The organism is Vibrio sp. E150_011 (assembly GCF_053544015.1).
This window is the reverse complement of record NZ_JBHFOL010000012.1, coordinates 105,783-119,146: the sequence shown is the minus strand read 5'-3', so window position 1 is coordinate 119,146 and position 13,364 is coordinate 105,783. Positions and strand designations below refer to the sequence as shown.

The 13,364-nt window shown below is 41.3% G+C and carries 8 protein-coding genes and 1 pseudogene; 4 read left to right on the top strand and 5 right to left on the bottom strand.

Annotation, left to right across the window (positions count from 1 at the left end; genetic code table 11):
• Window positions 1–169 precede the first annotated feature (169 nt).
• On the bottom strand, window positions 170–1,075 hold the full coding sequence (locus ACE1OE_RS17265; RefSeq protein WP_449211790.1) for a LysR family transcriptional regulator: 906 nt from the start codon (window positions 1,073–1,075) through the stop codon (window positions 170–172).
• A 150-nt stretch (window positions 1,076–1,225) separates the two neighbouring features.
• Here ACE1OE_RS17265 and ACE1OE_RS17260 point away from each other — a divergent pair, with 150 nt between their 5' ends.
• On the top strand, window positions 1,226–2,431 hold the full coding sequence (locus ACE1OE_RS17260; RefSeq protein ID WP_449211789.1) for an MFS transporter: 1,206 nt from the start codon (window positions 1,226–1,228) through the stop codon (window positions 2,429–2,431).
• Between the two features lie 198 nt (window positions 2,432–2,629).
• On the opposite strand, the gene ACE1OE_RS17255 is transcribed toward ACE1OE_RS17260, so the two are convergent.
• Together ACE1OE_RS17255 and ACE1OE_RS17250 are read right to left on the bottom strand one after the other, a co-directional pair.
• Window positions 2,630–2,998, bottom strand: a complete 369-nt coding sequence (locus tag ACE1OE_RS17255) for a hypothetical protein (protein ID WP_449211788.1) — start codon at window positions 2,996–2,998, stop codon at window positions 2,630–2,632.
• Between the two features lie 335 nt (window positions 2,999–3,333).
• Window positions 3,334–3,618: pseudogene (locus ACE1OE_RS17250) on the bottom strand (carboxypeptidase M32); the annotation flags it as partial.
• A gap of 58 nt (window positions 3,619–3,676) precedes the next feature.
• Here ACE1OE_RS17250 and ACE1OE_RS17245 point away from each other — a divergent pair.
• The 3 genes from ACE1OE_RS17245 to ACE1OE_RS17235 all read left to right on the top strand — a co-directional run bounded on the left by ACE1OE_RS17245 (window position 3,677) and on the right by ACE1OE_RS17235 (window position 7,901).
• Window positions 3,677–5,758 (top strand): recombinase family protein, encoded by a 2,082-nt coding sequence (locus ACE1OE_RS17245; RefSeq protein ID WP_449211787.1) that lies wholly within the window; start codon window positions 3,677–3,679, stop codon window positions 5,756–5,758.
• A 690-nt stretch (window positions 5,759–6,448) separates the two neighbouring features.
• Entirely contained in the window at window positions 6,449–7,168 is a 720-nt protein-coding gene (locus ACE1OE_RS17240; RefSeq protein WP_449211786.1) for a hypothetical protein, read from the top strand.
• Window positions 7,161–7,901 carry a hypothetical protein gene (locus tag ACE1OE_RS17235; protein ID WP_449211785.1) on the top strand — a complete coding sequence of 247 codons (741 nt, stop codon included), beginning with the start codon at window positions 7,161–7,163 and terminating at the stop codon, window positions 7,899–7,901. Before ACE1OE_RS17240 ends, ACE1OE_RS17235 begins: the two co-directional genes overlap by 8 nt.
• Window positions 7,902–8,446: 545 nt before the next feature.
• Here ACE1OE_RS17235 and brxL read toward each other — a convergent pair.
• Both brxL and pglZ read right to left on the bottom strand, forming a co-directional pair.
• Window positions 8,447–10,486, bottom strand: coding sequence for a protease Lon-related BREX system protein BrxL (brxL, locus tag ACE1OE_RS17230; protein ID WP_198594227.1), 2,040 nt, complete (start codon window positions 10,484–10,486; stop codon window positions 8,447–8,449).
• A gap of 144 nt (window positions 10,487–10,630) precedes the next feature.
• Complete coding sequence (gene pglZ, locus ACE1OE_RS17225) at window positions 10,631–13,351, bottom strand: BREX-1 system phosphatase PglZ type A (RefSeq protein ID WP_449211784.1); 2,721 nt, start codon at window positions 13,349–13,351, stop codon at window positions 10,631–10,633.
• Between the last annotated feature and the right edge of the window lie 13 nt (window positions 13,352–13,364).

The following is a 13,364-nucleotide window of genomic DNA, read 5'->3' as shown; positions in this document are numbered from 1 at the left end:
TGTGTGTTGTTGGGGCATAGAGATAATACAAAATGACGTTTACTTTAAGAATTGATTATTCGTTATAGGGCTGATAACCAAATCGAATCACGCTCTGTTTAGGCCAAATTGTGATGCTCGATAGTGGCAGCCTCGTCTTGGAGAGTAGTTTTGACGGGGTATCGCGAGATTAAAACTTATCAAACAAGAACTCTAGAAACAGTCTGATTCGTTTGGGTTGATATTGACGACTCGCGTAAACCACATTCAGGTCGGAGCTAAATGCCGACGTCGACGTCGTGAAGTTAGCCATGTAATCGTCGAGTACGGTGACTAATCGATGATCATCCAGATCAGCTTGAATATCTAATTGAGATTTTAGTGCAATACCTGCGCCGGCGAGCGCCCAATGACGGACGACTTCTCCATCATCAGAAAAACGGCATGGTAGTAAGGTAATTGAGTGGCGGTCTTCTTCGTTGTGAAAATGCCAAGTTTTTAGTTCTTCATGGCTTCTCAACATTGCCAAACAGTCGTGATTTAACAGATCACGCGGTGTTTTCGGTGTCCCCATTCGCTGTAAATAAGAAGGTGAGGCACAGAGTAAACGCGTACTTGATGCGAGACGCCTTGATATTAGTGAACTGTCAGCAAGCTCTCCATATCGAATGACAATATCGACACCTGACTCGGTTACATTGGACAGGCTGTCGTTGAGGTACAAGTGAGGAATAACATCGGGGTAACGTTGACAAAATTCATCGAGAATAGGAAGGATCGCCTGTTTGCCGATGTCTTTCGGGGCGGAGACTTTAAGCGTGCCTTTCACCTCTTTTAAGCCATTTTGAAGTAAGTTCTCAGTCTCATTGACGTTTTCAATAATATCCAGACATGCTTGATAGTACAACGCACCTGAGTCGGTCAGTGATAAGTGACGGGTGCTGCGGTTGAGCAGTTTCACGCTATAACGCTGCTCTAGAGATTGTAAGCGGGCAGTCACCGTTGCTGGAGACAGCCCAAGTTCGCGTCCAGCAGCAGCAAGGCCTTGATGTTTAACAATACTGACGAACAATGTCATGTCTGAGAATTTGTCCATGCTTCTCTCTTAATTCGGCTCAGCTGAATAATGAATTCACATATTAACCAATTATCAAAATAAAGTGAACGAATATACTGGCTGTATTCGATATAGAGAGCGCCAGTAAAGTTAATGATAGCTGGCGATGAGAGATTAAGTGAGATGACAATGAACAAAGATAAAATGCCGCTTCAGGTTTGGATATTAACACTGGCCGCGTTTGCGATTGGTACCGCAGAGTTTGTTATCGCGGGTATTTTACCTCAGATCGCAACGTCACTATCGATTACTGAAGGACAAGCTGGGTATTTGATTAGCGCCTATGCGCTAGCGATTGTCTTCGGTGGACCGATATTGACTATCTATCTCGCTCGGTTTAACAAAAAAATGGTCCTGGCGAGCTTGATGGTGTTGTTTATATTAGGGAATGTTTTGTCAGCGTTTGCGCCAAACTATGAGGTATTGATGTGGAGCCGAGTTGTTACTGGCTTGGTCCAAGGGCCTTTTTACGGTATTGGCGCTGTCGTTGCTACCAACCTAGTGTCTGAAAAAATGGCTGGTCGATCGGTTGGGCAAATGTTTGCAGGTTTGACGCTTGCTAATGTCCTTGGCGTACCAGGAGGGACGTGGATTGGGCTACAGTTTGGTTGGCATGTGACGTTTCTTGTTGTTGCGAGTCTTGGCTTGGTTGCGATGTTATTTATACTCGCTGTGGTTCAGTCAACCGGGCATGGCGAAGCGAAGAATATACGAGACCAGTTGTTAGCATTCAAAAATCCAATGCTACTAATGAGTTTGGCGATAACGGTGTTTGCGTGGTCAGGGTTTATGACGTTGTATGGGTATCTTGCTCCAATAGCTATGCACATCACTGGCTTTGACGAAGGTGCGGTCACGTGGATTTTAGTTATTGTGGGTGTTGGGTTAATTGTCGGCAATACATTGGGCGGTCGTTCATCGGATATCAATCTTCAGAAGTCATCCATGTTTTGGGCGATGGCTATGGTCTTGTCCCTCGTACTTGTTGGGTTGTCCGTTGATAGCAAGATATTGTTTGTTGCCGCGGCATTTGTGTTTGGTGTCGCCTCGTTTGCCAACGTCCCTGCGATGCAGCTTCGAGTAATGAATCATGGTGGAAATGGTCAAGAGTTAGCCGCAACAGCCAATATTTCCGCGTTTAATTTAGCCAATGCATTTGGTGGAATACTTGGTGGTGTGGTGATTGATAGCCAACTGGGCGCAAGTATGATTCCCTTTGCCGCGGTGTTGGTTCCGGTTGTTGGGTTAGCGTTTATATTTCAGACCAACAAACGTGAAAAACAGGCATTTGCTAAAGAAGATAATAATCTACATTCGTTGCCACAAACTGACTAGTGAAGGCGCAATATCATTCACTACTTTAGCAAAAGCGAGTGCTGCTTCATATCATGACCGTATTTTAATGGTAGAAATACGGTCATGAATAGCGCAGGCAGCCTTAAAGATCTTGTTAGAGAGGCCATTAACGTTATCGAAATATTGTTGGTTTTGTTTTCTATAATTACGGAGTGTCTTTATAATTGGTTTTATGTTTTAGTTAATATCAAGGCCATAAATAAGCAGAAGAGTCATAATACTATCGACGGCAATAATTGATTTCATTGGCGCTCTCAACCTGCCGTTTCCAGTGAATAAAATTGTACCTATTAATAAAGTTTTAGATAAGATAGCGGCTAACGTGATAACGGTCGTCAGTGCTGTATTCTGAGATGCAGTGATCATTAAAGCTCCGAGAATTGCTGTATTGAAGCCCCACGTACGTGAAAATAGGCGCCCTAAGCTTTCAGTCACCGACATTTTATAACTAAGTTGCAAATACTTGTCTAGAAAGATGCCTTGTAACCCAGCTGTAATTGTTATGATTCCGCCCCACAATAATGTGCTAGCTAATACTTCATTCATTTATATTCTTACCATTTTTCTTAGTACTATATGATTCACGTAATGTGAAATAAGATGCGAGATAGTCTTACAGGTATTCATTTTTCCTGAGTTGACTAAGTTTTATTATTGTAATCGCCTTGGCGTTCTATGGTAATTGGATTGCATTGAAAAGTGAGTTTAGTTTTATTCAGTGTTCGAAATGAGCGTGTTTGTAATCACAGAAGAAGCATGTCTGGTTGATCATCGCCAACGACATTTTGCTTTATAAGTAAAGAGAGCATATTTTTGACGCGCATTGAAACGAATTGAAAGGCTGAATCAGACACCTGTTCAGCCTCATTCTGCTTACATCATTACAGATAACGATTTTTCAAGTGCGCTTGGAAATGATCAGCATTCAGTGCCTCACCAGTCGCAGCTTTAACCAACTCATCAGTAGTCAACAAACTTCCCTTGCTCCAAATATTATCCGATAACCAAGAGAAAATTGGGGAGAGTTCTTTGGAAGCGATCGCTGATTCAACATCCACAGTTTTACGCATTGTCGCCATAAACTGCGCCGCATACATCGCGCCTAAAGTGTAGCTAGGAAAGTAACCAAAAGCACCATCTATCCAGTGGAGAATATCACTTGCGCAAGATCTCAACGTAGACAAAAAGCTATTCCTGCTATTGTGCTAGATAGTAGCGTGAGATATGTTGAATAATTATTGGTTATTTCAAGGCGTTATAATGGTCTCTTTCTCTCAAAATGCTCAAGTTTACTCGTATAGTAGATTCTCACGAATGAAGCAAAAAGACGGCGACTCGATTAGGCGTCAAGCAATGTACGCGGAAAAAATAGCAAAAGAATACAACCTCACAATCAATGAAGATCTAGTTTTTTCTGATCATGGCAAATCAGCATTTCATGCAGATCATAAAAAAAACGGAATGTACGGTGTTTTTCTGGAAGCTGTCAAAAATGGAAATGTAGCAAAAGGCTCAGTGCTCATAGTAGAAAGTTTTGACCGTCTGAGTAGACAGCACGCAATGCGTGCTCAAACTGATATTTCAGCTTTAATAGAGAGCGATATCACTATTATTACCTCTAGTGATATGCAGGTATATAACAAAGAGTCTGTATATAAGAACCCTGGGCAAATCTTTATGATGGCGGGCATTATGATGCGTGCTCACAATGAATCTTTAGAAAAGCAAAAGCGCTCACTTGAAAAAATCAGTGGGGCGGTTATGAAGTGGAAGGATGGAAATAAAAGCATTAGTGTGGGCGGGGCAAATCCAACCTGGGTTAAGCGAACAAGGAATGGTTTTGTTCTTATTGATGACAAAGCAAAAACAGTAAAAGCCATATGCAATATGTTCATTGACGGTAAGTCTATGAATCATATAGCGGGCTTTCTTACCGATAATAAAATAGAAACATACGGAAAATCATCACATTGGCGAGTAAATACCATTACCAAAATCCTAGAGAATGAAGCTCTTTTTGGCCAAAAAACTGTAGATTTAGGTGGTTCAGAAGATGGTGTTATTGCCCCGTTTCATGCTGTGCTAGACAATTACTTTCCCGCTTTAATTAGTAAAGAAGAGTATGATTTAATTCAAGAAATCAAGAGGTTAAAGACGCATGGTAGAACGGGTTATAGAACCGCGAAAAAAGTGACTGATGAAAATGGTAGTATTATCGAGGTTGTAGAGCAGAACTCTATCTATTTACTTAGTAGCTATGGGCTGGCTAAAGATGGTATTGCTAAATGCAGATGTTCGAAATGCAACGGAAGTATGGGAACAAGACGGCAGCGACAATATACAAGAACAGGAGAGTACACAAAAACTGAGTACAGGCTTGCGTGCAACGACTCTGGTACAACAAACAACAAAAAGTGCGATATTGGCAGTATAAGAATTGGTAACATGGAGGCATCGTTTCTAATAGCTGTTTCCAAGCATATTGACTTCAATCTATTAAATAAAAGCACGGATAGTCGAGAAGTAGAGGTGATTGACAGTAGACTTAAAGAGATTGATATTCAGCTAGAAAAAGCGGTTAATCTATTGATCACAACTGACAATGAAATTATCCAGAACACAGCTAATAAGAATTTGCTTGCGCTACAAGAAGAGCAAAAAGAGCTTGAAGTCAAGAAACTGGACGGTAAGGAATTTATTATCAGCCAAGAAGCAATTGACCGTTTTATTCGTTTGATTGATCGAGCCGCATTTAATGTTGATGATCACAAAGCGAGAGAAGATGTAAAGAGTATTTTAATGCAGTCGACGACTAAGATCGTCATGCACATAGACAAGAAACAGACTATGGCAGACTTCAATCTACCAAATATATTGCCAGGTGTTTTAATTTACGCTATTGAAGTGCATTTCAAATCAGGAAAGATTTTGTGGTGCTTTCACAACGTCCAGAGAGACGAGTCTGCTTTTACGGTCGTATTAAATTCGGATGAAAACGAGAATAGTTTAACAAAATCTGAGCTAAGCCTGTGGAACGAATTAGGAGATGAATTGTACGAACAACACTTAGCCTATGAAGATTTTGATGCTTTCGATAAGGTAATGCAAAAGTTGCTCGACAGCGAACAAGATGATGGAACTTTTGCTGCTGCCGAAGAAGTATTTGGTTCGAGTGATCAAAAAAAGAAGACACAAGCGGACGAAATTCAGGAGAAATGGATTGAGTGGGAGAGAGATATTGCAAATGAAGCGAACTTTCGGGAACATCAAGACTTTTTAGCCAAGAGTAACCGTAAGAAGAACTGATTCTGAGTTCCAAATTCATGTTTTGATGATGACGCTTAGCTTGACGAAAGTAACAGTGCTAGGCTTTGTCGAGCTTTTGGTTTACATCGTATTGGACGAACGTGTCTTAAGTCGGAAATCGCACACCTGAATTTTGTATCTGACTACGTTTTGCTATCTACTGGCACAGAATTACCAATCATTTACTCTAGAGATAAGCTCCTCTGTGCTTTATGTTTGCTCACTTTTTAGTTGACTAGATTTTTTATCCAGTATAATGAATAAAAAAGATACAAATCTCGCTTGACTTGTGCTTATTAGTTGTTAATACTGAAGTTGAATCAGCGGAATCAAAGCAAAATTCTTTTGCCTTGCCCAATTCGATTCAGCTCATCTAGCTAGGTTGCGTCGGCACTCTAGCGTAGACAAGCACAAAATATTCAAAATAAAAACAAAATACAATTTAGTAATACCCAACTTGATAATCGTTGGGAATCTGGTTTACCACGCCAGTAGTGTGTTTTTTTGTTTTGGATAGGAGTGTTTGTTATGTCATTATTTTTTCTTCATCAGCATCACATCAACCCACTTTGTACATCGTGCAAGGTTTTTTGTCGTCCAAACATCACATTAACTCACTTCGTATCACTGCTCGCACTAGTGTTGAGTAGCAATTTGCCGATCTGTTTTCTTTTCCGAGGACGTCGAAAAATGTACCTATTAAAATCAAAAAACGAATTCTATTTTTCTCGTGTTTGTTTCCCCCAAAATCTTGCGCAACAGGGGTATCCATTCGATATCAAAGTTCCGCTAATGACAAAAGACCGCCAGGTTGCTATTCAACGTAATGTTGGGATATCAGCTTGTATTAAAGAAGCGGTAATTGCCTCCCAGACTTCGCAGCCAATTCCTTACTGTGATTTTAAATCCGTACTTGATAAGCATATGCAGGCAGTTAGAGAGCAAGCTATCTACATAATCACATCTTTATCTACTCATAAACTAAGCAGCGTAGAGCCAATTGAATTTGGGCATGCTGTCGATTTTGATGATTGCATTGGTTCAGATCTTCCTGAGGGTATAACCAGTGAAGATTTGCATAATCCTTTTCCCTATAGAGGCTATCTGAAGCTCTTCATTGATAGCGTAAGGGCATCGAAAGATTGTCAAGAACAAGAAGAGCGAATTAATCACTTTATTGAGTACACAGAGACATACTACATCGCAAAAGTGACCCCTGCTGATATCTCGCATTATCTCGAATTACTTGGTAGTGAAGGTCGCTCGCCAAAAAGCAGTAGAGACTACTTCAACTCAACGACACAATTTTTAAAATGGCTAGATATGAAGGGGTTCATATCGTTAAATCCAGCCGAAAACATTGAATGGAAACTCCAACTGAGCTTAGTAAGGACAAATTATAATGACTAGACTAAACAAAACAAATCGGACTCAACTGATTTACGCACTTCAAAACGGTGCTAGTTATCGTGACACTCTCGATCTCTCTTATTTCTTGAAGCTAGGTATTACGGAAGCTGAAATTGGTTTTTACGACCGCGCAATAGATCTACTAATGAAGTGTCCGTGGTTCGATGAGGAAGATTTCTTTACTGAAGAAGCTATGTCACCAACTCAATCTAAAAATATTCTTGGCGGGTTTCTAGAATTCAAAAAATTATTGGGGATTGAAGACTATACGTTCTCGGCTTGGCTTCAACAGCAAGATGTAAGTAATGGGTTAGCTATTCCTTATTTTCTATACCAAAAATTTTGGAGGGAAATTCGAGAGGACTTCATGGAAGATAAGCGGCTTCAAAATAATTTAAAAATTGTGCTCAGTAATGAACAACAATTTCAGTACATCAATATCCATGATGTTGCTGAATGCGTGGTTCCAGCCACAGACTTAGAATCTGCTGTTGCCACAGTTCTGATTTATTGCGTTACTCATAAATGTAATTCACTTGATACAGAACGATGCATTATTGAGATTGAAGATAGGCTGACTCATACGACCATGTCAATCGAAGTGAAGTGTCTGGCTAGCCATTTCTGCGAAAAAACAGACCTTTCAGTTTGTATTATCGATGATACGACACCGATTAAGGGAATGCCTAAAGTTCGTAACATCATGCTTTTGCAAGATTTAGCGAGCGTTTAACGAGATAAAAGTGGCGTGGCTTGCCTCGGCTAATTTAATGTCGACTTAGGTCAAGAAAGCTATGGCAGCTCTAATGCTATATAAGCTGAGCGGCTCAAGTTTGTGGCAGTTCATTAGGGGGTAATTAGAGCTAAGGTTCTGCAAGCAGAACAGTGCCAATGATTCTATGCACTTTCTCCTGATATATATAATATTGAGGAAAAGTGCATGAGATGATTTGACCAGAATCATGCTTTTGATGTGTTTCCTTGGCAGGCGAAATGCAACAGTATTTTGTCTCTCTTGATATTTGCTTGTTTTGCAAGCCCTCAGGCTCTGCAAGCAGAGCAGCTCAAGTCCATGTGCAGTTTCCTTAGGTATATATAAAATCATAGGGAACTGCACATGAGATTTGTTCAGTATGAAAAGGCGAGTTTAACGTATTTCACTTTGATATTGCTTGCAGTGCAAGCCCTTAGGCTCTGCAAGCAGAGCAGCTCAAGTCCATGTGCAGTTCACTAGTGTATATATAATTACAAAGGGAACTGCACATGATGTTAACTGGTCTAATTCACCCCAAGAGCCTTATATACCGCATCAATAGGATCACTATAGAAGCTCACTTGGAACTTGGTAAAAGTCTCTGCTGGCACGGTAGGGATGTCTGAAGCAGATGCCATTGGAATCAATATCTTTGTTGCGCCCGCTTCAAGAGCAACTTGCATAGAACCAGCTAAATCTTGCACTGTGTTTAGTACACCGCCAAGTGTCATTGACCCTAGTACAACCATTGATTCTTGCATAGGCTTATTCAGCAAAGCTGAACAGCTAGCGATTAGCGAGGCAAGGCTTGAACTGTGAGAATTACCCGACATCTGTAAGTCAACGAAGTGCAGGTGGAACTCATGGTCTGAGAATTGGCTGTTTGCAGCAATGCGTGACAAGTTGCCTTTAAAATACTCAAACCCGATCTTCACTTGTTCTTTTGCTTCAGTATCGGAGCTTAGGCCTGAAGTCGTAAGCTTGCCATTTCCTGCTGTCTTTTGTGTTTCTACGCGGAACACACCGAGTTTGCCGCTATGACCAGGACTAACAAAGTGAATCACCCCTGGGTTTGGAATACCTGGTGCAATGAGCTGAGAACCGCCTTGTTCTGGTACGTTAACGAAAAACTCTTCAAGACTGTCATTATCGATATAAGAGAAGTTCACATCGAAGAATTCCATACCGCCGATTTTTTTCAACTGCTCTTTGACACGGCGACGAACTTCTAATGCGTATGTTAAGCAAGTGCGAACATCTTCCTTGGTATATTCACCGTGTGGAACGAGCAGTTTCAGTAACCCCGAAGTTGTGCGACGAACACCAATCACATCACGTTGGTTGAGGTTGTTGCCCAACTTAAAGAACTTATCTATAGCGTCAGAGAAGGTTTGTTTACGCATTTCACGCATGTACTCGGCTAGATAGTCTGTAATCAACCCAAAACGGTTTGTGAAGAACTCAGGGCGCATCTTAGGTATTTCCCACCCTGGGATATAGGCGTGGAAACGGTCAAAGAAAGCAGCATCGATCATCTCTTGAGGGAACGGAGCGAGTAGGTGGCTTGTTTTTACGAGAGTTTCTACGCTTTGGTCTATGTTACCGACGAAAACCATAGAAGCTTTAGCTTCAATGGAGTCACGACCTCGGCTAAAAGAACCTGAAGCCATGTAGTCCTTCATTATTTGCACGCCGTCTTTGTCTTTAAAACGAATACCAGCAACTTCATCGAACGCCACAATATCCCACATGCCTACAAGCCCTACTTGGCGTGAAGACATATTGTAGAAAAGGTTAGCAACAGTTGTTTGACCACCAGAGACGAGCAAAGAGTTCGGAGAACATTCTTTGTATACGTGTGATTTACCTGTACCACGAGGGCCAAGCTCGCAGACGTTATAGTTATTTTCTACGAACGGGATCATGCGAGCCAAGATATGCCATTTAGCCCGTTGCTCAAGATTTGTAGGCTCCATGCCGATCGAGCGCAATAGCAAATCTAACCACTGATCCATCGAGAAGTTTCGACGAGCATTAAAGACTTCGTCCATATTCATCGATGGCATTTGGATTGCTTTAAGACCAAGTACAGAGAATGGTGACGTCTTTTGTCCCTCTTCAAAGAAATAGCTTAGAGTCACGATACACCAGATACCACCAGTAAGTAGTTTCTCGTTCTCTTTCACCATGCTGGCAGGGATCACAGCATCTTTGATACCGAGATTTGATAAGCTTGCCTCATAGACGTCTTTCTTTTGGTTGAGCTTAACCGATATCTTATCAATGACTTTATGTGTACCGCGTTCACGTATGAGAGATTTAACCTTCTCAGCTTCATCAGGTCGAACGTAGTTATCCGTTAAGATTTTCTTAACACGTCCCATTCCTGCTTCGATAAGGTCGTCATCGGTTGCCGAGCAGTACATACCAAGTAGATATTCAAGGACATAAACAGGGACATTTGCCCCTTCTTTAAGCTGTTTCGTTAAGTCTTTGCGAACAACGCGTCCTTTGAACTCAGTGGTCATGAGATCGTCTAAGTCGACATCTCGAACATCTTTGATTTCTTGTGCGATGACCTCTTCCTGAGAAAGGGGGCTTTCATCAGGTTGTGGAGATGTGTCATTTTCTTCATTGTCAAAATGATGGTAGTGATGAACTTCCGTTGCTTTACTATCGTTGTTATCGTCAATCATGAATAGGTTCCGTTAAAAAAGATCATCAAAATCGTCTTGGATTGCTAAGTCGATTGTTACCGAATGAGTTGCGTAGCGATCACCCTGCTCACTATCCCACATGATCAGTTTATAGGGGGTAGTTCGATCGAAGTTGCTGCCGTTTAGCGTCAGTATCGCATTGCGCTTGCGTTCATCAGAATTTGAGGCTGAAGAGTCAAATAGTATCTGTGCTTTGTTTGAAACAACTGTGCCTTCAGGGGCTTCTATCCAAATGTTGAGGTTACGCTCTTTAAATTGATCGCCAACGGCATTGGTTTGTAAGAATTCAATTTTCTCACTAAGTGTAACAATACGAAGCCCATTACTCAGTGGCACTACACCTACTTTTTGTTTTGCGGTCGTCTTTTGCTTGGTTGTTTTCAAGTGTTCAATACGAAGGACTGGAACACAAATCTCTTGAGGCATGATCCCACCATGAATGAACTTAGCACCACCCACAAAGTTAAAGCGGTTTGAGCCTCGAGGAACAATAAACTCGGCTTGGTCACCATTGGCAGACAACTTAGCCGTTACGGCCATATCGCCTTTCCAGTAGAAGCTGTCTTTTGGAAGCTGTTGACCGATAAGGTAACGCTTTTTAGCCTCTACCGTCCCACTTGGTTTTACGGATAGCGCGGTTTTATCGGACTCAACGACATCACTCGATTTAAATAAGAAACCGTGATCAGCCGTGACCAAGATTCTGTTACCGTTTAATTTGTTGATGATGCGCTCGACAAGTAATCTGACTTGCTCGATACCATCGGCACAGGCATCAAAGGTCTGGTTCTCTGTTGCCGCTTTATCACCAATAGCATCTATTTGATCATGGTAAATGTACACGACACGAGCATCAGCTACCGCTTTACGACCTTCTTCGTTTGTCCAATTGAGAACATCAGAAGCTTTTACTGCCATACCTTGGTATTTTTCAAGTACAGCGTGTCGGTTGTCCAAGCCATGAACACTTAGGCCATCAGCTTTGTATTTAACATCTTTTCCAATGTGAGCAGTCAGCTCTTTGTGAGGTAGTAAAGACGCCATTCCAAGTTGAGTATAGCTAGGCACGACACCAAGCTGTGATTTGATAACAGACTTAAAGCGTTTTTCCTTATTTATTTGCTCATGTATATCATGTGCGACTTCATAACGAAGGGCGTCACTTATAACTACAAATACGCGCTTTATCTGACTCGATTGGAAGATGCGTTCTACTTCATTGTTGTAGAAGTCATATTGGTTCAAGACGCCATTGATTTTCCATGTGTCTAATAAGTTTTCATCGTCGACATGCTTGCCCCACGCAATGGCTAAATCATGCAAGTACCAATTTACGTACAAGTCTTCAATGTCTTCGACTAGCTTCAGTTTCTTTAGAATGTCTGAGCCTTGATGAGCAACATGGTTTGCGTTCTCACAGAAGTTTCGATAAGCCGTATCGAAAAGGAAAAGCTCTTGCTCGTAAGCCCTGTAAAGCTCTTTAGCTGAATCAAAATCAAAGCCATCAATATATTTAGACTTAAGAGAGTAGAACTGTTTCGCTGCTTTGATTGCCTTATAAACGTTTGCGTATTTTGTATCCACAAACTCAGCTCTAACATGACACCAGTGAGTCGTGAGACGGTGTGATACAAGACTGTTCAGTTCTTCTGAGCTTAATGAAGCGATATGTTTTGCGAGTAAAATTGATAACTGTTTGTCTGCAAACTCAAATGTTTCAACGAGTCTTAGTTTTTCAGGTGATTCTATCAGACGCAATTTATCTGAGATTTCATAATCAGTTTCTATACGACGAGAAAGGCGATTATAGCCATCTTGACAACTGCGACCTTCACGTAATTGTACGACAAAACTTACAACTTGAGCACGACGGCCTGAATTCAAACCCACGCGTTCAGCGGTATATCCTGCTTCAAGCTGCTCTTGAGTAGGCATTGGTAGTAGATGTGTAGTAAACCGTCCAATGACCTCGTCACTGTTTGAACAACCGCTGTTGATAAGAGACTGATAGCATTCAGTAAAGAGAAGCTTTACTGCTAGTTCTTGAATTGTTGGTTTTAGGTGACAAGAGTCACCTGTTGCTTCAACAATATATCCAAGTTCTTCGTAAGCAAACTTCCAGAATGCATCGATTAAATTGAACTTCTCAAGTTCTGCTAAAAGTTCTTCGGAATCAAAATCGACGGATAGTTGAGTAAGCAGGGCTTGCAGGATAGTTACAAACGTAGGTGTTTCAATTTTTAGGGTAGCCGCTATCAGGGTAAGTTCTAACTCTCTCTCTGTAGCAGAAGGCGGAAGAATTTTCTTTAATCGTGCTACTCGCTTCTTGTCACCAAAGAATGCTTTATATTTAGCAATAGTAGGACGAAATTCCATGTTCATACCGATTTCATTCAGAATCATGGAGCTGTTATCTGCATAAAACTCCTGTGCGTAAAGCCTGATGTCGTATAGCCAATCACGGGTTGGGTCATTAGGAGCCGTGTTGCTGTATAGAAGGAAAGCCGTTTCAGGTTCCATTAGCTCAATACGATGCTTTACTTCCAAGTGGGACAAAGTATCAAGGTAGATAACTTGAGTCCTTTCGTAAGACGTATCAAGAGATAGCGATTCAATGAGATCGTTAAACTCGTTGTCAGTATCCTGCCAAAAGACAAGTCTACTTTTTTCAAATTTGGCTAATAGCCCACTAGTGATCTGATCAATATTCATCGTTGTTTTACTT

Coding starts and splice junctions, on each gene's coding strand:
- ACE1OE_RS17260 (WP_449211789.1), top strand. CDS start 1,226: ATGAACAAAGATAAAATGCCGCTTCAGGTTTGGATATTAACACTGGCC.
- ACE1OE_RS17235 (WP_449211785.1), top strand. CDS start 7,161: ATGACTAGACTAAACAAAACAAATCGGACTCAACTGATTTACGCACTT.
- ACE1OE_RS17265 (WP_449211790.1), bottom strand. CDS start 1,075: ATGGACAAATTCTCAGACATGACATTGTTCGTCAGTATTGTTAAACAT.
- pglZ (WP_449211784.1), bottom strand. CDS start 13,351: ATGAATATTGATCAGATCACTAGTGGGCTATTAGCCAAATTTGAAAAA.
- ACE1OE_RS17245 (WP_449211787.1), top strand. CDS start 3,677: ATGTTGAATAATTATTGGTTATTTCAAGGCGTTATAATGGTCTCTTTC.
- ACE1OE_RS17255 (WP_449211788.1), bottom strand. CDS start 2,998: ATGAATGAAGTATTAGCTAGCACATTATTGTGGGGCGGAATCATAACA.
- ACE1OE_RS17240 (WP_449211786.1), top strand. CDS start 6,449: ATGTACCTATTAAAATCAAAAAACGAATTCTATTTTTCTCGTGTTTGT.